Annotated in this window: 15 protein-coding genes; all 15 read right to left on the bottom strand. The window is 71.9% G+C overall.

Features of this window, described 5'->3' with window-relative positions; translation table 11 throughout:
- Positions 1 to 160 precede the first annotated feature (160 nt).
- Positions 161 to 1,660, bottom strand: a complete 1,500-nt coding sequence (locus ACIQNG_RS30840; protein ID WP_401430480.1) for a D-ribitol-5-phosphate cytidylyltransferase — start codon at positions 1,658 to 1,660, stop codon at positions 161 to 163.
- Between the two features lie 658 nt (positions 1,661 to 2,318).
- The gene (locus ACIQNG_RS30835) at positions 2,319 to 3,953 is read right to left on the bottom strand and encodes an alkaline phosphatase D family protein (protein WP_401489546.1); all 1,635 of its coding nucleotides are present in this window, start codon (positions 3,951 to 3,953) and stop codon (positions 2,319 to 2,321) included.
- Between the two features lie 255 nt (positions 3,954 to 4,208).
- Complete coding sequence (gene obgE / locus ACIQNG_RS30830) at positions 4,209 to 5,645, bottom strand: GTPase ObgE (protein ID WP_401430482.1); 1,437 nt, start codon at positions 5,643 to 5,645, stop codon at positions 4,209 to 4,211.
- Positions 5,646 to 5,771: 126 nt separating this feature from the next.
- Entirely contained in the window at positions 5,772 to 6,026 is a 255-nt protein-coding gene (rpmA, locus tag ACIQNG_RS30825) for a 50S ribosomal protein L27 (RefSeq protein WP_401430484.1), read from the bottom strand.
- 14 nt (positions 6,027 to 6,040) lie between these two features.
- Positions 6,041 to 6,361 (bottom strand): 50S ribosomal protein L21, encoded by a 321-nt coding sequence (gene rplU, locus ACIQNG_RS30820; RefSeq protein ID WP_401430486.1) that lies wholly within the window; start codon positions 6,359 to 6,361, stop codon positions 6,041 to 6,043.
- Between the two features lie 217 nt (positions 6,362 to 6,578).
- Positions 6,579 to 7,169 carry a dTDP-4-dehydrorhamnose 3,5-epimerase gene (rfbC, locus tag ACIQNG_RS30815; RefSeq protein ID WP_401489543.1) on the bottom strand — a complete coding sequence of 197 codons (591 nt, stop codon included), beginning with the start codon at positions 7,167 to 7,169 and terminating at the stop codon, positions 6,579 to 6,581.
- Between the two features lie 11 nt (positions 7,170 to 7,180).
- Complete coding sequence (locus tag ACIQNG_RS30810) at positions 7,181 to 9,148, bottom strand: glycosyltransferase family 2 protein (protein WP_401489541.1); 1,968 nt, start codon at positions 9,146 to 9,148, stop codon at positions 7,181 to 7,183.
- Positions 9,145 to 10,047 (bottom strand): dTDP-4-dehydrorhamnose reductase, encoded by a 903-nt coding sequence (rfbD, locus tag ACIQNG_RS30805; protein WP_401489539.1) that lies wholly within the window; start codon positions 10,045 to 10,047, stop codon positions 9,145 to 9,147. The genes ACIQNG_RS30810 and rfbD overlap by 4 nt, the downstream gene beginning before the upstream one ends.
- Positions 10,044 to 11,084, bottom strand: coding sequence for a dTDP-glucose 4,6-dehydratase (gene rfbB, locus ACIQNG_RS30800; protein WP_401430494.1), 1,041 nt, complete (start codon positions 11,082 to 11,084; stop codon positions 10,044 to 10,046). The genes rfbD and rfbB overlap by 4 nt, the downstream gene beginning before the upstream one ends.
- Positions 11,081 to 12,148, bottom strand: a complete 1,068-nt coding sequence (locus ACIQNG_RS30795; protein ID WP_401430496.1) for a glucose-1-phosphate thymidylyltransferase — start codon at positions 12,146 to 12,148, stop codon at positions 11,081 to 11,083. The genes rfbB and ACIQNG_RS30795 overlap by 4 nt, the downstream gene beginning before the upstream one ends.
- 363 nt (positions 12,149 to 12,511) lie before the next feature.
- Positions 12,512 to 16,924, bottom strand: coding sequence for a ribonuclease E/G (locus ACIQNG_RS30790; protein WP_401489537.1), 4,413 nt, complete (start codon positions 16,922 to 16,924; stop codon positions 12,512 to 12,514).
- A 265-nt stretch (positions 16,925 to 17,189) separates the two neighbouring features.
- On the bottom strand, positions 17,190 to 17,972 hold the full coding sequence (locus tag ACIQNG_RS30785; protein ID WP_401489535.1) for a TIGR03936 family radical SAM-associated protein: 783 nt from the start codon (positions 17,970 to 17,972) through the stop codon (positions 17,190 to 17,192).
- Positions 17,973 to 18,020: 48 nt separating this feature from the next.
- Complete coding sequence (locus ACIQNG_RS30780) at positions 18,021 to 19,019, bottom strand: hypothetical protein (RefSeq protein ID WP_401489533.1); 999 nt, start codon at positions 19,017 to 19,019, stop codon at positions 18,021 to 18,023.
- Positions 19,020 to 19,168: 149 nt separating this feature from the next.
- Positions 19,169 to 21,103: a TIGR03960 family B12-binding radical SAM protein gene (locus tag ACIQNG_RS30775; protein WP_401489531.1), complete on the bottom strand. Its 1,935-nt coding sequence runs from the start codon at positions 21,101 to 21,103 to the stop codon at positions 19,169 to 19,171.
- 137 nt (positions 21,104 to 21,240) lie between these two features.
- The gene (locus tag ACIQNG_RS30770) at positions 21,241 to 22,887 is read right to left on the bottom strand and encodes a CHAD domain-containing protein (protein WP_401489529.1); all 1,647 of its coding nucleotides are present in this window, start codon (positions 22,885 to 22,887) and stop codon (positions 21,241 to 21,243) included.
- Positions 22,888 to 22,923 lie beyond the last annotated feature (36 nt).

The raw sequence follows: 22,923 nt of genomic DNA, 5'->3' as shown, positions 1-22,923 counted from the left end.
TCCGGAAAACAGTGTGAAGACCTCAGTATGTGAAGTTTTCTGGAATTTCATGGACTCAGGCCCTTGTGCATACGCGGCGCATTTTCGGCGATCGCTCGGCGACAGCCCGGCGAACCGGTACCCACAAGGGCCTGAATGACAGAAGGCTAGGAGATGTCGATTATGCCACGCCGTCCTGACGGTCCAGCACACCGGCCAGCGCCTGCTCGAAGCCGGAGGCCCGGCCGGTGACCGCCGTCGGGTCCTGCTGGCGTACGTCGATGACATGGCCGGTCAGCTCGGAGAGCAGCACGTCGAGCGAGGTGCGCGCCACGGCCTCGGAGGAGAGCAGGGTGCCCGCGGGCTCCTGGCCGAACGCCTTGGTGCGCATCGGGGTGGCCGTGCGCTCGGGGTTGATGCAGTTCACGCGGATGCCGTCGCCCGCCCACTCATCGGACAGCGCCTGGGTCAGATTGACCATGGCGGCCTTGGTGGAGGAGTAGAGGCTGTACTCGGCCCGGCCGCGGGTGTAGCTGCTGGAGGTGTAGAGCAGCAGTTGGCCCTTGGTCTCGGACAGGTACTTGTACGCGGAGCGCGCGATCTGCACCGGCGCCAGGTAGTTGACCTTCAGCGCCTCCTCGATGGTGGCGTTGTCGGTCTCGGCGAGCTTGCCGATGCGCAGGACGCCCGCGGTGTTGACGACGTAGTCGATGCGCCCGGTCTCGGCGTACGCCTTGGACAGGGCGTCGTCCACCTCCTCCGGGTTCTCCACGTGGGTGCCGGTGGTGGAGCGGCCCAGGGCGTAGACCGTGGCGCCGTAGGACTCGGCGAGTTCACCGACGTCCTTGCCGATGCCGTAGGAGCCGCCGAAGACGACGACCGTCTTGCCGCTGAGCAGTTCGCGGTACGCCTCCTCGCCGTTCTGCTCCGGCGCGGCCGTGGAGGCGAGCTGGAACATCTTGTCGGCTATGAAGACGTCGACGGGCTGGGTGACCTTCATGTTGTACTCGTCGCCCGCGACGACGTGGATCGGCACGTCGGGCAGGTAGCGCAGGACCACCGTGCAGTCGTCCGTGGCCTGGAAGTTGGGGTCGCCGGAGGCCACCTCGTAGGCCCGCTTGATGGTGGACAGCTTGAACGCCTGCGGGGTCTGGCCGCGGCGCAGCCGGGAGCGGTCCGGGATCTCGGTGATGAACTCGCCGTCTTCGCCGTGGGTACGGGTGACGATGATGGTGTCGGCGGAGGGGATGGCGACGTCCACCGCCTGATAGCGCTCCAGGGCGGCCACGCAGTCGTCGATGACGCGCCGGGACAGCAGCGGCCGTACGGCGTCGTGGAAGAGGACGTTGGGGTCCTCGCCCTCGGCCAGGCCCTCGCCGAGGGCGGCGATGGCGCGCTCGGTGGTCTCGTTGCGGGTGGCGCCGCCCTCGATGACACGGGAGACCTTGGTGAAGCCCGCCTTCGCTACGATCTTCTCCACGTCCGGCACGTAACCCGGCGCCATCAGCACGATGATGTCGTCGATCGAGTCGGCGTTCTCGAAGGTGGTCAGGGTGTGCTCGATGACTGCCTTGCCGGCGATCTTCAGCAGCTGCTTGGGGATCGACAGACCCACGCGCTGACCGGTGCCGCCGGCCAGGATCACTGCGGTGGTACGGGGCTTGGCAATGTGCTGTGACACAGGTGACCTACCTTGGGGCGACTGGGAACGTGCAAAGGGTCCCACTTGTGGTTACCGCGATGCAAGGTGAGCGACCTCGGGCGCATATGTGCGCGCAACCTCTCATTCACCTTTATGACGCTGGTGAAGGCCGAACAGTTCCCGGGGCGCCCAGCCGGCACCCCGGGAATCGCTGTGAGTAACTCCACAGGAACGAACGGTCACGGTGAGTGACGTCGCTGTGCCGCACGGGTACGGCGGCGCCCCGTCGTGAGCGGCCCGTACGGCGCCTGAGCAGCGGCTTCGAGCGCGGCCCCGGCCCCGCCCGGGACCGGTCCGACCACCCCCGCCCCGGTCTCCCCGGTCTCCCCGGCCGCCACCGGCGCCCGCCGCGGAACTCGACATCAAGATTGCGCGGCATTTCGGTCTCGGCCAGGGTCAGGGGGCGATGCGCGGCGTTCCGGCACCGCGCGGGGCGGTGCGTGCGGGGCCGGCCCCGGGCAGGGACCGGACCGGGACTGGACCGGGACTGGACCGGGACTGGACCGGGTGGGGGCTGTGGGCGGGGGTCTGGTTCGGGCAGGGACTGGAGCGGGTGGGGGGCTGTGGGCGGGGGTCTGGTTCGGGCAGGGACTGGACCGGGTGGGGGGCTGTGGGCGGGGGCCTGGTTCGGGCCCGGTCAGACGACGCGCACGCCGGGCCGTCCCGCGTCCACCCGCAGCGTGGCCAGGGTGCGGGCCGCGGACTTCGGCTTCAGCACGGTGTCGACCACCCGGACGCGTGCGTCGATGCCGTCGCGGCGCACGTCGAAGAGGTGGTAGCCGCGGTGGGCGTCGAGCAGCTTCCAGTGCGGGTTGTCCGGGATGCGCGGGTCCCACTCCTTGCGGAACGCGCTCTGGTCCTGGTCGCCGTTGGAGGAGATGGACGTACCGACGAACTCGGCGCCGACGACGGCGGAGCCCGGGTCGTCGTAGTCCTCCTTGAGATCGCTGACCATGGTCAGATGGCGGTCGCCGGTGAGCACCACCGGGTTGCGGGTGGCCTTGAACTCCCTCATGAACGCGTTGCGTTCGGCCTGGTAGCCGTCCCAGGCGTCGTAGAACCACCGTTTGCCCTCGCCGACCAGCAGATCCGTCTCGGCCATCATGATCTGCGAGGCGACCAGGTTCCAGCGGGCGGGCGAGGAGCGCAGTCCGTCGAGCAGCCAGCGCTTCTGGGCGGCGCCGAGCATGGTGAGGGCGGGGTTCTTCGCGCCTTCCTGGCCGGTGGCCTGGTCGCTGCGGTACTGGCGGGTGTCCAGCACGTTCAGCCGGGCGAGGCGGCCGAACTCCAGTCGGCGGTACATGCGGATGTGGGGGCCGTTCGGGACGGCGCTCGCGCGGACCGGCATGTGCTCGTAGTACGCCTGGTAGGCGGCGGCCAGCCGGGCCGCGAAGGCGTCGTGCGGCTGCTTGTCCGGGTCCTGCGGGATGCCGCCCGCGTAGTCGTTGTCCACCTCGTGGTCGTCGAAGGTGACGACGAACGGCGCGCTCGCGTGCATCGCCGCGAGGTGGGGATCGCCGCGGTACTGGGCGTACCGGTTGCGGTACTGGGCCAGGCCGTACGGCTCCCCCGCGCCCTCGTGCCGGCGCGGGGCGGTCGCCGAGGGGCTCGACTCGTACAGGTAGTCCCCGACGAAGAGCACCACGTCGGGGTCCTGGGCGCGCATGTCGGCGTACGGGGTGAACCAGCCGTGCTGCCAGTTCTGGCAGGAGGCGAGCGCGATGCGCAGGCTGCCGCCGGAGGCCGTGCGGGGCGGCGCGGTACGGGTGCGGCCGGTCGGGGAGAGCCGCCCGCCCGCACGGAAGCGGTACCAGTAGGTGCGGCCGGCGCGCAGCCCTCGTACATCCACGTGAACGCTGTGCCCGTACTCGGGCCGGGCCTGGGCGGCACCCCGGCGTACGGCCGTGCGGAACCGCTCGTCCTCGGCGATCTCCCAGTGCACGGTCACCGTGCGGTCGGGCATGCCGCCGCCGTGCAGCGGGTCCGGGGCGAGCCGGGTCCACAGCACGACGCCGTCCAGGAGGGGGTCGCCCGAGGCGACGCCCAGGCTGAACACCCCTTCGGGCAGCGGTGGTTCGGCGGCCCGTGCGGAGGCCGGCAGCCAGAGCTGGGCGGAGGCCGCGGTGCCCACGACGGCGGCCCCGGCGGTCAGGAAGCGACGACGGCCGCCGGTCGGGACCGTCCCGTTCGCGTCGGTCAGGAGGGGGGTGGATGTCGTCGGTGTCGTCGGTGTCGTCGGTGTCGTCGGTGTCGTCGGTGTCATGGGTGTCATGGGGGGAACTCCCTTGCCCCGGTGGTGTCCTGGACACTTCGGAAGCTCCACGGCGGGCTGGTCGGCCCGCTGAACGGGAGAAAGCGCGGGCATGACAAGTGCAGGGCGGGCGGGGACGTCGCCGGAACGCACGACGGCGGCCCTGCCCCACCTCTCCGGTGAGCCAGGGCCGCCGCCCTCGTACCGTCCGTACCGTCAGTCCGCCAGGCCCGGACGGTCAGCCCAGTAGGCCCGGACCGTGCCTTCCGCCGTCGGCTAGAACGGCTCGAAGCCCTCGAACTCCTGCTGGACCTCGTCCCGTTCGGCCTCCCGATCGCGCCGCCGCTGGGCGGCCGGGCGCGGCGCCTCCATACGGTGGTCCTCACCGCGGCGCCCGAGCATCTCCGCACCGGCCATGACGGTCGGCTCCCAGTCGAAGACGACCGCGTTCTCCTCGGGCCCGATGGCGACACCGTCGCCCGTGCGGGCGCCGGCCTTCATCAACTGGTCCTCCACGCCGAGGCGGTTGAGCCGGTCGGCGAGGTAGCCGACGGCCTCGTCGTTGCTGAAGTCGGTCTGGCGCACCCAGCGCTCGGGCTTCTCGCCGCGGACCCGGAAGAGGGACTCCTCCTCGCGGGTGACGGTGAAGCCGCTGTCGTCCACCGCCTTGGGCCGGATGACGATGCGGGTCGCCTCCTCCGCCGGCTTGGCGGCGCGGGCCTGCGCGACCATGTCGGCGAGGGCGAACGAGAACTCCTTGAGCCCCATGTGGGCGACCGCGGACACCTCGAAGACCCGGTAGCCGCGTGACTCCAGGTCCGGGCGGACCATCTCGGCGAGATCCTTGCCGTCCGGCACGTCGATCTTGTTGAGGACGACGATCCGGGGCCGGTCGCCGAGGCCGCCGTACTGCCGCAGTTCCTCCTCGATGATGTCGAGGTCGGAGACGGGGTCGCGGTCGGACTCCAGGGTCGCGGTGTCCAGGACGTGCACCAGGACGCTGCACCGCTCGACATGGCGCAGGAACTCCAGGCCGAGGCCCTTGCCCTGGCTGGCGCCGGGGATGAGCCCGGGCACATCGGCGACGGTGTAGACGGTGGAGCCCGCGGTGACCACACCGAGGTTCGGCACCAGGGTGGTGAAGGGGTAGTCGGCGATCTTCGGCTTGGCCGCGCTGAGCACGGAGATCAGCGAGGACTTCCCGGCGCTCGGGTAGCCGACGAGCGCCACGTCGGCGACGGTCTTCAGCTCCAGTACGACGTCCCGCAGGTCCCCGGGCACGCCGAGGAGGGCGAAGCCGGGCGCCTTGCGGCGGGCGGAGGCGAGCGCGGCGTTGCCGAGGCCGCCCCGGCCGCCCTGGGCGGCGATGTAGGAGGTGCCGTGGCCGACGAGGTCGGCGAGGACATTGCCCGCCTTGTCGAGGACGACGGTGCCGTCGGGGACGGGCAGCACCAGGTCCTGGCCGTCCTTGCCGGAGCGGTTGCCGCCCTCGCCGGGCTTGCCGTTGGTGGCCTTGCGGTGCGGGGAGTGGTGGTAGTCGAGCAGCGTGGTGACGGACTGGTCGACGGTGAGGATCACATCGCCGCCGTGTCCGCCGTTGCCGCCGTCGGGACCGCCGAGCGGCTTGAACTTCTCCCGGTGGACGGAGGCACAGCCGTGACCTCCGTTACCCGCGGCGACATGCAGTTCGACGCGGTCCACGAAGGTGGTCATGGTGGTGCCTCCAGAAAACTCGGGTCAATGTCAATGTCAACACGCGAAAGGCGGACCCGCCTTCCCGACCGGGAAGTGAGGTCCGCCTCGCGAAAGCTGTGGAAAGCTTCGGTCGACTCGCTCGGGTCAGGCGACCGGAACGATGTTCACGACCTTGCGGCCACGGTGGGTGCCGAACTCCACCGCACCGGGCTGAAGCGCGAACAGCGTGTCGTCACCGCCGCGGCCCACGCCGGAGCCGGGGTGGAAGTGCGTACCACGCTGGCGGACCAGGATCTCGCCCGCGTTCACGACCTGGCCGCCGAAGCGCTTCACGCCGAGCCGCTGGGCATTGGAGTCGCGACCGTTCCGAGTGGACGATGCGCCCTTCTTGTGTGCCATTTCTCCTCAGTCCCTTACTTCGCAGCCGCGGGGATCGCGGTGACCTTGATCGCCGTGTACTGCTGGCGGTGGCCCTGGCGACGGCGGTAGCCGGTCTTGTTCTTGTAGCGCAGAATGTCGATCTTCTGGCCCTTGTGGTGGTCCACGACCTCGGCCTGGACCTTGATGCCGGCCAGCACCCACGGGTCGCTGGTCACGGCCTCGCCGTCGACAACGAGCAGGGTAGAGAGCTCTACCGTGTCGCCAACCTTGGCGGTGGAAATCTTGTCAACCTCGACGATGTCACCGACAGCAACCTTGTGCTGACGGCCACCGCTGCGCACGATGGCGTACACGCGGATCTCACTCTCTCGCTCAGGAACGGCACCCCCGCAGTCCAGCGGCCCGACACGCGAGCAGCCTCTCCGCCGACACCGGGTGCCGCCGGAGGAAGAGGTTTACGGGGATGTGGCGCGTCCATATCCGGGGACACACCGACGGTCAAGAGTACGGGGCCCGCCCCGAGGGGGTCAAACCGGGCCCGCCCCGGCCCTGGGCCGCGACGGCACGGGCTCAGGCGAGGCCCTCCCGGTAGGCCACGCACTCCTCGTAGGACGGCAGCGTCCCCTGCTCCACGGCCTGCGCCAGGGTGGGGGCCCGCTCGTCCTTCGGGGACAGCAGCGGGGGGATGTCCGCGGGCCAGTCGATGGCCAGGGCCGGGTCGAGCGGGTGGATGCCGTGCTCCCGCTCGGGGGCGTAGCCCTCGGAGCACAGGTAGACCACGGTGGCGTCGTCGGTGAGGGCCATGAAGCCGTGGCCGAGGCCCTCGGAGAGGTACACCGCGTGATGGTCCCGGTCGTCGAGGCGGACCGCCTCCCACTGACCGAAGGTGGGTGAGCCGGTACGGATGTCCACGACCACGTCGAGGACCGCGCCGCGCACGCACTTGACGTACTTGGCCTGGCCCGGCGGCACATCCGCATAGTGGATGCCGCGCAGGGTGCCCCGGCTGGAGACGGACATGTTGGCCTGGGCCACGGTGAGCGGGTGGCCCACCGCCTCGGTGAAGGCGGGGGACTTGAACCACTCGTGGAAGCTGCCCCGGCCGTCGGGGAAGACCTTCGGCTCGTGCACCCAGGCGCCGGGGAGGGAAAGCGGTCGCATCGCGGGGTTCCTCAGTTCGTCTTCTGCAGGTTCGTCAGGGCACGCTTGAGCCGTCGGGCGAGCTTGCGCCACAGCGGGACGGACTTCCGGTCGATCACCCGGGCCGCGCCCTTGGCGTCGACCAGCACGTCCACCGGCAGCCGGGTCCAGCGGGGCTCGCCCCGGGCCGCGGACGGCATGCCGATCCGCACCGCCCAGCGGCGCCCGACCAACTGCTCCAGGGGCAGCGGAGCGCTCACCGTACGGCCGTCGGCCTCGGCGAGGGCCGGGTAGGTGCCGACGTTCCTGCGCTCGAAGCGCAGTTGGACCGGCTCGCCCCCGGCGGGGGCGAGATGCAGCGGCAGCGGCAGCCGGACCGAGGAGCCCTCGACCGTGCCCGCGGCGGGGTCCGTCCAGGCCACCGCCTCGCGCTCCAGCTTGTTGGTCTGGTGGTCGACGTCGAGGGAGAGGTTGCCCGGCCCGTCCGTCCAGTACGGCAGGACCAGACGGCGCGGCTCACCGGTGAGCGCGGCGGTCCGGGTGCGCTCCACCTCGCCGTCGCGTACCGCGCCGAGCCGGACCTCCTTGTTCCAGCCGCACGACTTGATCCGCAGGTGCAGATCCCAGATGCCCTTGCCGAGCGGTACTCCCCCGGCGGCGGTCTCCGGGTCGATCACCGCCCGGGCGGTGATCTCCTGGCGGAACACCCCGTCGTCGCCGGTGTCGATCCGGTGCCGTTCGCTGGTCAGCGGCAGATAGAACTGGGTCGCGTTCTCACGGAAGCGGATCACCAGGTCGACATCGCTCTTGGCGACGGGCGCCCGAAGACTGATGCCCTGGGCTTCGAGGGCCGCGCGGGCCGCGTCGGACAGCGGCAGGTCGAGCAGGTCGCGCCCGTCCTGCCCGTCCTGCCCGTCGTCCCGGCGGAAGGTCATCGGGACGCCGCCGACCTGGTACTCGGCGCTGAAACCGACCTTGAGGGAGCCGTCCTCCCAGGCCAGCGAGGTGAGCCGGCCGGCGGGCCGGATCCCCGACTCCCACTCGGCCAGCGCCCTGATGTCGTCGTACAGACCGGCGGCGACCAGTCCGGCGATCACCCGCTGGGTGGGGGCGACCCGGGCGAAGACCCCCGGTCCGAACCGCTCGGTGACCACCCCGCGGATCTCCCGGTACAACTCCTGCGCGTACTCCTCGGGCAGCTTGAGCAGCCGTCTGCCGCGCAGCCGCTCGACCATCTCGTTACGCAGCCAGCGGCTGTACAACTGGTCGCGCACGGGGCCCGGTTCGGTGAGTTCCTCGACCACGTCGAGAGCCTCACGCAGGTTGTTGAAGTAACCCACCGGGTCGAAGCGCTGGAAGCCGGCGTTGGAGCCGTCGTCGCGGGCGATGTGGTAGTAGCAGAGGTAGTCGCTGAGGACGGCGACGCTCTTGGCCCGCAGATACGCCTCGACGACGAAGACGTGGTCCTCCAGCCGCCGCTTGCCCTCCTTGAACACGATCCCGTGCTCGTTCAGGAAGTCCCGGCGGAACATCTTGTGCGGGGTGAGGCTGTCGATCAGCGGCGCGGTCTCGACCGTGGCCCGGGGCCGGTTGATCCGGAACAGCTCCTGCGGGACGGGGCGTCCGATGCCCGCCATCTTGCCCACGACCACATCGGCGTCGTTCTCCTTGCCGTAGTCGTACATCCGCTCCAGGGCCTCGTCGCCGAGCCAGTCGTCGTGGTCGGCGAACATCACGTACTCGCCCCGGGCGGCCCGGGTCCCGGTGTTGCGGGGGCGGCCGGACCAGCCGGAGGACTCCTGGTGGATGACGTGGATGTGCGGGTACTCGGCCGCGAGCCGGTCCAGCCGGGCGGGCGTGTCGTCGGTGGAGCCGTCGTTGACGAAGAAGACCTCGAACTCGTCCTGGGGGAGGCTCTGTCGCAACAGGGCCCCGATGCAGTCCTCGACATACTTGCCGGGGTTGTAGACCGCGATGACGACACTGACCTTGACCGTCACGCCGGATCCTCCTTCGTCTGGGCCCGGTGGATCTCCGGGAACGCCTCCGTCAGGGCAGCGTGCCAGTCGCGGATCGGCTCGATGCCGGCCGTGGCCCAGCGGTCGTGGCCCAGCACGCTGTACGCGGGGCGGGGGGCGGGGCGTACGAACGCCTCGCTGGTGGTCGGGCGGACCCGGGCGGGGTCGGCGCCGAGCAGTTCGAAGATGGCCCGGGTGAAGCCGTACCAGGTGGTCTCGCCGGAGCTGGTGCCGTGGTAGACGCCGGCCGGGGCGGTGCCCGCGAGGGCGCCCAGGCCGAGGCGGACCAGCCGGTCGGCGAGGTCGGCCGTCCAGGTGGGCTGGCCGCGCTGGTCGTCCACCACATCGAGGGTGTCCTTGACGCCCTCCAGCCGGATCATCGTCCGGACGAAGTTGCCGCCGCCGGCGCCGTACAGCCACGCCGTGCGCACCACGTACCCGGTCTCGGGCAGCGCCGCGAGGACCGCGCGCTCGCCGGCGAGCTTGGTACGCCCGTAGGCGCCGCGCGGGCCGGTGGGGGCGTCCTCGGCGTACGGGGCGTCCGCGTCGCCCGGGAAGACGTAGTCGGTGGAGACCTGGAGCAGTACGGTCCCGTCGGCCGCGCACGCCTCGGCGAGATGGCGGGCGCCGTCGCCGTTGACGCGCAGCGCCTCGGCCTCGCGGGACTCGGCGTCGTCCACCGCCGTCCAGGCGGCGCAGTTGACGACCACGGCCGGGCGGTGGGCGGCCAGCGCCGCGCGCACCGCCTCCGGGGCGGTGATGTCGAGGTCGGCGCGGGCGACCGCGACCGCGGGGATCCCCGCGACGGCCAGCCGGGCCAGGACGTCCCGGGCGAGCATCCCGCCCGCTCCCGTGACCAGCCAGGGGCGAGTGTCGGTCACAGCGCGGCCCGCTCCTTCAGCGGCTCCCACCAGGAGCGGTTGTCGCGATACCAGCGGACCGTCTCGGCGAGGCCCTGCTCGAAGCTCTTGCGGGGTTCGTAGCCGAGTTCGTCGCGGATCTTGGCGCAGTCGACGGAGTAGCGGCGGTCGTGGCCCTTGCGGTCCTCGACGTACTCGACGCTGGTCTCCCAGTCGGCGCCGCACGCCGCCAGCAGCAGTTCGGTGAGCTGCCGGTTGGACAGCTCGGTGCCGCCGCCGATGTTGTAGACCTCGCCGGCCCGGCCCTTGGTGCGCACCAGCTCGATGCCCTGGACGTGGTCGTCGATGTGCAGCCAGTCGCGGACGTTGCCGCCGTCGCCGTAGAGCGGGACCTTCTTGCCGTCGAGGAGGTTGGTCACGAAGAGCGGGATGACCTTCTCGGGGAAGTGGTGGTGGCCGTAGTTGTTGGAGCAGCGGGTGACCCGTACGTCCAGGCCGTGGGTGCGGTGGTACGACAGCGCGATCAGGTCGCTGGACGCCTTCGCCGAGGAGTAGGGCGAGTTGGGCTGGAGCGGGTGGGTCTCCGGCCAGGAGCCCTCGTCGATGGAGCCGTAGACCTCGTCGGTGGAGATGTGCACGAAGGTCCGCACGCCGGCCCGGTGCGCGGCGTCGATGAGGGTGTGGGTGCCGACCACATTGGTGCGGACGAACTCGGCGCCGCCGTCGATGGAGCGGTCCACATGCGACTCGGCGGCGAAGTGCACGACCTCGTCGTGTCCGGCCATCAGCGTGCCGACCAGGTCGGGATCGCAGATGTCGCCCTGCACGAAGGCGAACGACGGGTGCTCGCGCACCTCGTCCAGGTTGGCCGGGTTGCCCGCGTAGGTCAGCTTGTCGAGCACCGTGACGGCCACGTCGCCCGGGCCCTCGGGGCCGAGCAGCGTACGCACGTAGTGCGAGCCGATGAAGCCGGCACCGCCGGTCACCAGGATCCGGGTCGGGCGGGCGGCGGGGGCTGGGGCGGGAGCCCGGGTCACGCCGGTGGAAGAGGCCGTCATGAAGAGATCTGCACCTTGCTGTGATCACCGAGTACGAGCCGGTGGGCCGAAGGACGACGGGGAGCGGGCGTGACCTCGACATCGCGCCCGATCAGCGAAGCCTCCACACGGCGCACACCGGTCACGGACGAGCCTCGCAGGACGATAGAGTATTCGATTTCGCTGTCCTCGATCCGGCAGTCCTCGGAGACCGAGGTGAAGGGGCCTATGTAGGCGTCCTTGACCACCGATCCGGCGCCGATGATCGCCGGTCCGACGATCCGGCTGCCGCTGACCCGGGCGCCGGCCTCGACCCGCACCCGCCCGATCAGCTCGCTGGCCTCGTCCACCGTGCCCTCGTTGAGCGGCGGGAGGCTCTCCAGGACGGACCGGTTGACCTCCAGCATGTCGGTGACGTTGCCGGTGTCCTTCCAGTAGCCGGAGATCGCGGTGGAGCGGACGTCGCGGTCCGCGTCGATCAGCCACTGGATGGCGTGGGTGATCTCCAACTCCCCGCGCCAGGACGGCTCGATGGACCGCACCGCCTCGTGGATCGCGGGGGTGAAGAGGTAGACGCCGACCAGCGCGAGATCGCTCTTGGGCTGCTTCGGCTTCTCCTCCAGGCCCACCACCCGTCCGTCGGCGTCGAGTTCGGCGACACCGAAGGAGGTGGGATCGGGGACCTGGGTCAGCAGGATCTGCGCCTCGGGGCGCTCGCGGCGGAACTCCTCCACCAGAGCGGTGATACCGCCGACGATGAAGTTGTCGCCGAGGTACATCACGAAATCGTCGTCGCCGAGGAAGTCCTGCGCGATCAGCACGGCGTGGGCGAGGCCCAGCGGCGCTTCCTGCGGAATGTAGGTGACCTTGATCCCGAAGCGGGAGCCGTCGCCGACCGCCTCGCGGATCTCCTCCGCGGTGTCACCGACGACGATGCCCACCTCGGTGATCCCGGCGTCGGCGATCGCCTCCAGGCCGTAGAACAGCACCGGCTTGTTGGCGACCGGCACCAGTTGCTTGGCCGAGGTGTGGGTGATCGGGCGGAGGCGGGTGCCCGCTCCCCCGGAGAGCACGAGCGCCTTCACGTCAACACCACTGCAACCACGAGAAACCCCAATAACCACGGGGAGCAAAGTCCCCGTTTTCGCTGAATAACCGACAGTCTCCTCTCACATCATATGCACGCGCCTCCCCCAGGGATTCCCGGGGTATTCACGTCATCACGGTGTGCACAGGCGTTCACGAACCGTGCGGACCGGATTCCGAGGAGATTCGAGGGGATTCGGGATTCGAGGAGATGCGAGGAGATGCGCGGAGAAGGCGAGGAGAAGGCGAAGAGAAGCGACGGATTCCGGTTGGGGAAGGGAACGGCCCGCCCGGTGAGCACCGGACGGGCCGTCAACTGCCTTGCCTCACGGGCCGGTCGGCCCGCGTCTCGTCGGCGGCGGTCAGTCCTCCGTGGAGGCCGACACCGAGGACAGCGTCTGCTCGGCAGCCGCCGTCTTCTTCGCCGCCGTCTTCTTGGTGGCCGCCTTCTTGGCCGTCGCCTTCTTCGCGGCGGTCTTCTTGGCGGCGGTCTTCTTCGCGGCCGTCGACTTGGTGGCGGTCGTGGCCGTCGACTTGGTGGCGGCCTTCTTCGCCGTCACCTTCTTCGCCGTCTTACGGGCCGCCTTCTTGGCCGGCGCCGTGGACTCCGACGTGGCCTGGGCCGCCTCGCCCTCGGGCTGCTCGGCGACCGGCTCCGGTGCCTCCGACGCCGTGCCCGACGGGACGACCACGACGGCCGTCTCCTCGGACGCGGTCGGCGCGGTGGCCTTGCGCACCGCACGGCGGCGCGGACGGGCGGGCGCGGCCTCGGCGGTCGCGGCCTCGGCGGTCGCTGCGGGCGCGGTGCTCGCGGCGGCTTCGGTGGCGGCTTCCGTGCCGGTACCGGTCTCGGTGGCTCCGGCGGCCTCGGCGGCGGCCTCGGCCTTCGCCGACTCGCTCACCGTGACGACCGTCGCCTCGGCGCCCTCCGGCGCGGACACCCGGCGGGTGGCGCGACGGCGGGTACGGCCCTTGGGAGCGGCCTCTTCGACGGGCGCGGCCTCCTCGACGGGCGGGGCCTCGACCACGGGGTCCTCGACCGCGACCGGCTCGGCGTGCGCCTCGGCGGCGGACTCGGCCCGTACGGGGGCGGCAGCGGCGCCGGACTCCGACGTGGCCTGGGCCGCCTGGGCCGCCCTGCCTGCCCTGTCCGACCGGCCTGCCTTGTCGGCCCTGTCGGCCCTGTCGGCCTTGGCCGCCCTGGCTCCCCTGGATCCCTTGGCGGGCCTGTCGGACTCAGCCGTCTCGGCCGTCTCGGCCGCCTCGGTCGGCTCAGCGGTCCTGGCCGGCTCGGCAGCCCTGGCCGCGTCAGCCGCATCGGCGGTCCTGGCGGCCGTCGGCACCACGACCTCGCCGGTCGACTGCGCGCCCGCCTTCTGCGGGGCACCCGCCGGAGCGGACGCCCGGCGTCCGGCCCGACGGCGGGTACGGCCACCGCGGGAGGCCGCGGCCTCCGCCTCGGCGACGCTGCTGTACAGCTCCTCGTCCGGCTCGAACACGGGCGACGCCAGGGCCACGGGAGCCGCGGCCTCGGCGGCGACCTCGGCCTCCGACTCCGCCTCCTGCTCGGCGGTCTCCGCGGCGGCGGACACGGCCGGCTCGTGGGTGTGCTCGGGCACGTCCGCCCCGGCCCGCGCCCGCTTCTTGCGCTTGCCGCCGCCCCCGCCGGCCGAGGTGGCCTGGTCGAGGTGGACGATGACACCGCGGCCGTTGCAGTGGACGCAGGTCTCGGAGAAGGACTCCAGCAGCCCCTGGCCGACCCGCTTGCGGGTCATCTGGACCAGGCCCAGCGAGGTCACCTCGGCGACCTGGTGCTTCGTACGGTCCCGGCCCAGGCACTCCAGCAGCCGCCGCAGCACCAGATCCCGGTTGGACTCCAGCACCATGTCGATGAAGTCGATGACGACGATGCCGCCGAGGTCGCGCAGCCGCAGCTGACGCACGATCTCCTCGGCCGCCTCCAGGTTGTTCCTGGTCACGGTCTCTTCGAGGTTGCCGCCCTGGCCGGTGAACTTGCCGGTGTTGACATCGACCACGACCATCGCCTCGGTCTTGTCGATCACCAGCGAGCCACCGCTCGGCAGCCACACCTTGCGGTCCAGCGCCTTGGCGAGCTGCTCGTCGATCCGGTACGTGGCGAAGACGTCGACCTCGGAGGTCCACCGCTGGAGCCGGTCGGCGAGGTCCGGCGCCACGTGCGCCACATAGCCGTGGACGGTCTGCCACGCCTCGTCACCACTGACGATGACCTTGGAGAAGTCCTCGTTGAAGATGTCGCGCACGACGCGGACGGTCATGTCCGGCTCGCCGTACAGCAGCGTCGGGGCGTTGCCGCTCTTGGCCTTCTTCTGGATGTCGGACCACTGCGACTGGAGCCGCTCGACGTCCCGGCGCAGCTCGTCCTCGCTCGCCCCCTCCGCGGCGGTGCGCACGATGACGCCCGCGTCCTCGGGGACGATCTTCTTCAGGATGGTCTTCAGCCGGGCCCGCTCGGTGTCGGGCAGCTTGCGGCTGATGCCGGTCATCGAGCCCTCGGGCACATACACGAGGTAGCGGCCGGGCAGCGAGACCTGGCTGGTCAGCCGGGCGCCCTTGTGCCCGATCGGGTCCTTGGTGACCTGGACGAGCACGGACTGCCCGGACTTCAGCGCGGACTCGATCCGGCGCGGCCCGTTGGCCATGCCGAGCGCCTCGAAGTTGACCTCTCCGGCGTAGAGCACGGCGTTGCGGCCCTTGCCGATGTCGATGAAGGCGGCCTCCATCGACGGCAGCACGTTCTGCACCTTGCCGAGGTAGACATTGCCGACGTACGACGTCGACTGCTCCTTGTTGACGTAGTGCTCGACCAGCACGTCGTCCTCAAGGACGCCGATCTGGGTGCGGTCGCCGTGCTGGCGGACCACCATCACCCGCTCGACGGCCTCGCGGCGGGCCAGGAACTCGGCCTCGGTGATGATCGGCACCCGGCGGCGGCCCTGCTCACGGCCCTCGCGGCGGCGCTGCTTCTTGGCCTCCAGACGGGTCGAGCCCTTGATGGACTGCACCTCGTCGGACGGCTCGGACTGCTTGCGCGGCTCACGCACCTTGACGACCGTGCGCTCCGGGTCGTCGGACGACGCCTCGGGCTCGCCGCCCGAGTCACCGGCCCGACGCCGCCGACGACGACGGCGACGGCTGCCGGCGGTCGAACCACCGGAGTCCTCGTCCCGCTCGGCGTCGTTCTCGGCGTCGGCGTCCGCGCCGTCGTCGTCGGTGTCCTCGGCGTCCTGCGCGGCGGCCTCGTCGCCCTCGCCGTCGGCGGAGTCGCCGTCGGCCGAGTCACCCCGGCGGCGGCGACGGCCCCCACGGCGGCGACGGCGACGCGAGCCGGTCTCCTCGGACTCCTCGTCGGCGTGCTCGGTGCCGTCCGCGCCGTCCGTGTCCTCGGTGTCCTCGGTGTCGTCCCCGGGCTCCTCGTGCCCGTGGGGCTCCTCGGAGTCCTCGGCGGGGCCACCGGACGTCTCCTCGGCGACCGGTGCCTCGGTGCGCGCGGGCGCGGTGTCCTCGGCGAGCAGGGCGCGACGGCGACGACGGCGGCGTCCGCCGCTCTGCTCCTCCGCCACCTCCTCGGCCGCGACGGCCGCGACGGGCTCGGCCCGCTCGACCCGCACGGCCCTTTCGACCCGCTCGGCCTTTTCGACCCGCCCGGTGGGTCCGGCCGGTTCCTCCGCCGCCTCAGCGGCGGCCTCGGCGGCGGCCCGCTCGGGCGTCTGGAACCTCGGCTCGGCGAACACCGGCGCCTGGAACACGGCGACGGCGGGGCGGGACGGGCGCCGGGGGGCGTCGTCCTCGCGGGCGGACTTCGGGGCCTCGGCGGGCGCGGCGAACCCGGTCGCGGCCTTACGGGCCACCCGCCGACGCCCGCGACGCGGCGCACCGGCCTCGTCCTCGGCGCCGGCGGAGGCGGCAGGGGCGGGCGCAGGGGCCTGCGGGGCCTCGGGCGCGGCGGCAGCGACGGGGGCATCCGCAGCGGCCTCGGACGCCTTCCCGGCCGCCACGACGGCCCCGGCCTTCTCGATCTCTTCTGTCTTTCCGGCCTTCTCGGGCTTCCCGGGCTTCTCCGCTACGGCGGTCTCGGCCTCCGGCGTCGCCACGCGTCGGGTGGCACGGCGGCGGGTGCGGCGGGGCGCGGCGTCCTCGGCGGCCGGGGCGCTCTCGGCGGCGGCCGGGCTCGAAGCGGCCTCGGCGGCTTCGGCGGCGGGCTCGGCGGCCTTCACGGCGGCCGGTGCCTCGGTGCTGCCGGAAGCCTCTGCGGGCGCGGTGGCGCGGCGCGTGGCACGACGGCGGGTCCGTGGCGCGGCGGGCTCCTCGGCGGGGGCGGCGGCCTCGGCGACCGGCTCGGCGGCGGCAGCGGCCGGCACCACGGTCTCGGCGGGCTCAGCGGCCTCGCCGGCCACCGGTGCTCCGGCGGGCGCGGAGGCCCGTCGTACGGCCCGGCGGCGGGTGCGCGGGGCGGGCGCGGGCTCCTCCACGGCGGCGGGCGCCTCGGCGGCCACGTCGGTGACCTCGGCCTCGTCGGCCTCGGCGGTCACCAGGGTCTCGTCCTCCTCGGCGTCGACGGCGTCAGCGCTGTCGGCTCCGTCGGCGGCTCGCGCGACGGCGGCCGGCGGTCCCGCCGGGCGGGACGCGGCCCTGCGCCGACGGCGCGGCGGCAGGGTGTCGCTGGGGCTGTTCTGCGCGGAATCGGTGGAGTCGATGGACTCGGTGGACTCTGCGGAATCGGTCGGTTCGAGCATGCGGGGGTTTCTCCCGTCAGGCTCCCGGGCGCCGCGCATGGTCCGGCGGGAAGGCCGGTGACGTCCGCGGCTCGCGCGAAGCGCGTGTACCGCCGTCCGGGGCGCGGGCGCCGCACGGGAGCTCTCTGTGTCCTGTCTCGCCGGTTCCGTACACCTTGTCGCGTACGGCCTGGCGAAAGTCTTGTGGTGGGGTGCGCTGCCCGACCCAGGTGGCTCCCGAGTACGAGGGCGGCGCTTTCGGCGTCCGTCCTACGCGGGACCTTCCCTACGCCGGCGCCTTCGCGGCGGCAGACGGTGCGGCCGAAGTGGGGGCCGGGTCTGCCTCGCGGTCGGGCGCGAGCGGGTCGGTCACCGTGCCGGTCTCTTCATCGAACAGCCCCTGCGCCAGCCTGGTCACCGCTGCGGGGACCGGCGGCGCCAGGTCGGCCACGGCGCGGAGTCCGGACAGGACGTCGTCGGGTCGAACGGCAGGCGTCACGTGCCGAACAACCAGCCGCAGTATCGCACAGGGCCGGCCGCTCGGCCTATCAGCGGGCGCACTCTGTGTCTCAGCGCTGTCGCCGCATGTCAGGGCGGCCACGGCGGGACGGGCGTCGAACGTGCGCATCCCGTTCTTGGTGCGGCGCTGTACTTCCACGCTCTGCGCCGCGTTGAACGCGGCGACCGCGCGGGCGGCCTCCGCGGGGTCCACGCCGTCCAGCCGCAGCTCCCACACGGAGGCGGTGAGCCGTTCGGCCAGTCCGGACGTACGGGCTTCGACGGCGTCCACGATGTCCAGCCCGGGGGGCAGCGACGCGTCGAGAAGCTCGCGCAGCGTCCCCGGGTCGCGCGGTGCCGTCAGCGCGATCTCCAGATATTCCGCCTCACTGCCCGTGCCGGTGGGTGCGGCATTGGCGTACGACACCTTCGGGTGCGGCGTGAACCCCGCCGAGTACGCCATCGGCACCTCGGCGCGGCGCAACGCGCGCTCGAAAGCACGCTGGAAGTCGCGGTGGCTGGTGAACCGGAGGCGGCCGCGCTTGGTGTAGCGCAGTCGGATGCGCTGCACCGCGGGTGCGGGCGGCGGGCCTACGGGCTGTCGCTTGCCCAGTGTCCTTCATTCCTTCGTGAGTGCGGTCGTACTGCTACCAAGAGTACGTGTGTCGCGGCCCGGAGGTTCCCGCCGGGCCGCGATCTCACGCCGTCGGGGCGCGCCGAAGAGGGCCCGGCGCACGTCGGCGCGGGTCTGCCGTACGGTCGCGCGGGCGGTGGCGAGGGCCTGCCGGGTGGCCCGGCCCACGGCCCGCCCGGCGTCGGCGACGGGCCGCAGCACGGTGTCCCGTACGGCGTGCCCGACCGGGGTGAGCATCGCCCGGTACACCCAGCGCAGCGGTTCCACGAAGATCCACCGCAGGATCCCGCCGAGGAACCGGCCCACGGCCCGCGAGATCCGTCCGGCCACCCGCCAGGCGTGTCCCAGCGCGTCGGCGGTCTCCCGTCCGACGACGGCCAGGAACCGTCCGACGGGGGCGAGCACCCAGCGCCACACGGCGAGCACCGGCAGCACGAACAGCACACGCACGGTCCAGTACAGGACGAGCCGAACGCCCCGCGCGCACCAGGCGATCGCGCGTCCGACGGGGGCGAGGATCCAGGTGTGGAGCCATACGGCGGGTACGACGACCAGGTATCGCCCCAGCCATCCGAGCCCGGCGGCGGTCCAGCCCCCGACCCACCGCAGCCCCGCCCAGATCTCCCGTCCCGCCCAGGCCAGTCCGTGGCCGATCGGGGTGAGGGCGTTCCGGTACAGCCACACCGCCGGGACGACGACCAGGACGGTGCCGAGCCGCTCCAGGCCGCGGCCTGCGGGGACGAGGACGTACCGCCACAGCGCGAGCCATGGCCAGACGAACAGTGCGCGGCCGACGGGCCGCAGGACGGTGCCGTACGCGAAGCGGCCGGCGACGACGAGCGCGTCCCACGCGATCCGTACGGGCACGACGAGCACGAGCACGACGATCCGCACGGGCAACCGGACCGCCACCGTCAGACAGCCCTCACCGCCCCGCGGCTCGGGTCTGTGAACGTCCCGCTTCTCCAGGTCCACCGGATCCATACCGGTAGGGACGCGCGGCGTATCCGATCGGATCCGGCCATCCTGTCCGGGTTCCGTCCCGAACCGGTGCCGGACGGCGTACTGGACGCGGGGTTCCCCGTGCCCCCGGGCGGGCGTGGCTCCCGGGGATGGGCGGAGGGCGCGGCGGCTCAGCTTCCCCCGTTGACCACGCTCAGCGGCAGCAGCTTCTTCCCGGTCGGGCCGATCTGGATCTGGGTGTCCATCGCCGGGCACACCCCGCAGTCGAAGCAGGGTGTCCAGCGGCAGTCCTCGACCTCGGTCTCGTCCAGGGCGTCCTGCCAGTCCTCCCAGAGCCAGTCCTTGTCGAGACCGGAGTCCAGGTGGTCCCAGGGCAGGACCTCCTCGTAGGAGCGCTCGCGGGTGGTGTACCAGTCGACGTCCACGCCGTACGGCGCCAGCGCCTTGTCCGCGCAGCTCATCCAGCGGTCGTAGGAGAAGTGCTCGCGCCAGCCGTCGAACCGGCCGCCGTCCTCGTAGACCGCGCGGATGGCGGCGCCCAGGCGGCGGTCGCCGCGCGAGAGGAGGCCCTCGACGATGCCGGGCTTGCCGTCGTGGTAGCGGAAGCCGATGGAACGGCCGTACTTCTTGTCGCCGCGGATCTTGTCGCGCAGCTTCTCCAGCCGGGCGTCCGTCTCCTCGGCGCTGAGCTGCGGCGCCCACTGGAACGGGGTGTGCGGCTTGGGGACGAAGCCGCCGATGGAGACCGTGCAGCGGATGTCGTTGGCGCCGGAGACCTCACGGCCCTTGGCGATCACGTTCATCGCCATGTCGGCGATCTGGAGGACGTCGTCGTCGGTCTCGGTCGGCAGACCGCACATGAAGTACAGCTTCACCTGGCGCCAGCCGTTGCCGTAGGCGGTGGCGACGGTGCGGATCAGGTCCTCCTCGGAGACCATCTTGTTGATGACCTTGCGCATCCGCTCGCTGCCGCCCTCGGGGGCGAAGGTGAGACCGGAGCGGCGGCCGTTGCGGGTCAGCTCGTTGGCCAGGTCGACGTTGAAGGCGTCCACCCGGGTCGAGGGGAGGGACAGACCGACCTTGTCCTCGGTGTAGCGGTCCGCGAGGCCCTTGGCGACCTCACCGATCTCGGAGTGGTCGGCGGACGACAGCGACAGCAGGCCGACCTCCTCGAAGCCGGTCGCCTTCAGGCCCTTGTCGACCATCTCGCCGATCCCGGTGATGGAGCGCTCGCGCACCGGCCGGGTGATCATGCCGGCCTGGCAGAAGCGGCAGCCGCGCGTGCAGCCGCGGAAGATCTCCACCGACATCCGCTCGTGCACCGTCTCCGCCAGCGGCACCAACGGCTGCTTGGGGTACGGCCACTCGTCCAGGTCCATCACCGTGTGCTTGGAGATCCGCCACGGCACCCCGGAGCGGTTCGGTACGACCCGGCCGATGCGCCCGTCCGGCAGATACTCGACGTCGTAGAAGCGGGGGATGTACACCCCGCCGGTCTTCGCGAGCCGGAGCAGCACCTCCTCGCGGCCCCCGGGGCGGCCCTCGGCCTTCCACTGCCGGACGATCTTCGTCATGTCCAGCACGGCCTGCTCGCCGTCGCCGATGACGGCCGCGTCGATGAACTCGGCGATCGGCTCCGGGTTGAACGCGGCGTGCCCGCCCGCCAGCACGATCGGGTCGTCCACCGTCCGCTCCCGCGCCTCCAGCGGGATACCCGCCAGATCCAGCGCGGTCAGCAGGTTGGTGTAGCCGAGTTCGGTGGAGAAGGACACCCCGAACACGTCGAACGCGCCCACCGGACGGTGGCCGTCCACCGTGAACTGCGGTACGCGGTGCTCCCGCATCAGCGCTTCGAGGTCCGGCCACACGCTGTAGGTGCGCTCGGCGAGGACGCCCTCCTGCTCGTTGAGCACCTCGTAGAGGATCATGACGCCCTGGTTGGGCAGACCGACCTCGTACGCGTCCGGGTACATGAGCGCCCAGCGGACATCGCAGGAGTCCCAGTCCTTCACGGTGGAGTTGAGCTCTCCACCGACGTACTGGATCGGCTTCTGCACGTGCGGCAGCAGAGCTTCGAGCTGCGGGAAAACCGACTCGACAGACATCGCGGGGACTTTCGTGAGCTGACAGGGGTGACCATCCAGCCTAACGCGGCCCGGAGGGCCGCCCGTACCTCCCGGCCGTCGGCCCACGCACCGTACCCGCCTCCCGACCGTCGGCCCACGCACCGTGCGGGCGCTCCTCAGAGGTCGACGCCCGCGCGGAGGGGCTCCCACACGCCCGGCAGTTCGCGCTCCACGTCCGCCGCCCGCCGCTCCTCCCGCCCGTACAGCACCCCGTACGTGAAGGAACTCTCGCCCGCCGTGTGCGCCTGCCGCGACAGTTCCCGCAGCGCCTCGCGGGTCATCACGCTGTCCTGATGGTCGCCGAGCAGGCTCTGCACCGACTTCATCGACTTCACCAGTTCGGACGCCGGGTCCCCGAGCGCCGGGGCCGCCGCCTCGGCCGCGTACCGTGCCCGCTTCGCCTTCTTCCGCGCCTCGTGCAGCGCGACGTCCCGCTCCTGGCCGGGCGGCTGCTCCAGCGCCTGGTCCACCAGCACCGCCAGCTTCCCGACGTCCTTGCGCACGGCCTTGGAGATCACCTTCTTCGGCTTGCCCGCCGCCCGCTCCAGCAACGGCGGCTCGGCGATCAACGCGTCCAGCGCGTCCAGCAGCGCCAGGTACCGCCGGCCGTCCAGGACGGCGATCAGCCGGCGCCGCGATCCCCCGTGCCGTGCGTGCGCCCAGGTGCGCAGCCTGGTGCGGACCGGGCCGGCCACCAGGGACCGCGGCAGCCCGCCCAGGGCGTCCGTGAGCCGCTCGGTCAGCACCTCCTGGTCCCGGTCCACCCCCAGCTCCCCGGCCAGCCACTTCAGCTCCGCCCCGATCGGATCGGTCACCGCCCGGTCCAGCAGCTTCCCGTACGACTTGAACGCGCTGCGCGTGCGGCGCGTCGCCACCCGCATCCGGTGCACCGAGTCGGGCAGATCCCGGCGCACCGCCGGATCCAGTCCGACGATCGTGTCCCGCTGCTCCCGCAGATAGGCCAGCACATGATCACCGGAGGTCAGCGGCCCGCCCGCCGGGTCCATCCGCTTCCCGGCCTTCCTGCCGCCCCCGGCCCCGGCTTTGACTCCGGCTCTGACTCCGGCCTCGGCCTTGGCCTTCGCCTTGGCCTTTGCCTTCTTGCCGGCCTTGATCGTCTCGGCGCCCTCGGCCTCCTCGGCGTGCGCCTGCTCCTCGGCCCGCCCCGCCGCGGTCTCCGCCAGGGCCCGCGCCAGCTTCGACGGGGACGTGGACGGCCGTACGCCCGCCTTGCGGAGCCGCTTCTCGATCTTGTCGAGCACCGCCACGTCCACCCCGTCGGCCAGCTCGACCTCGATCTCGGTCCACTGGGCCTGACCGCCCGTTCCGGTGAGCCGCTCGGCCCGGACGGCGTCCACGCTCACCTCGGCGAGCACCCGCCCGTCGGCGTCGGTCAGCTCCCGGACGTCCCGCGCGGACCGCAGCCGCACCACCGGCAGCAGGTCGGTGCCCCGCACCCGGCTACGGACCAGCCCGGCGATGGAGCGCGGCAGAGCGGTGGAGAGCGGCTCCCTGATCTCGTCCCGCACCCCCGGGGCGACGGGGAACTTCAGATGCCAGCCCGCATCGCCCCCGCCCGTGCGGCGCCTGAGGGTGATGGCGTCCTTGGCGAGGCGCTCGTCGGCGGTGTCGTAGTAGGTGGCGTCCAGCTCGGCGACGCCCTTGTCGATGACGGCCGCCACCCCTGCCACCCCGGTCAGATCGGGAAGGCCACTGTCGTCGGATTCGTATTTGCGCTCGATTTCACGCTTCGTCTCCGCCATGAACCGACCCTAATGGCAGGAGCGCGATCAGGGCAG

Source organism: Streptomyces sp. NPDC091377, from assembly GCF_044757045.1.
Taxonomy (GTDB): domain Bacteria; phylum Actinomycetota; class Actinomycetes; order Streptomycetales; family Streptomycetaceae; genus Streptomyces.
Note: the sequence above shows the minus strand (reverse complement) of the source record. Positions and strands in the feature narration are given on the sequence as shown.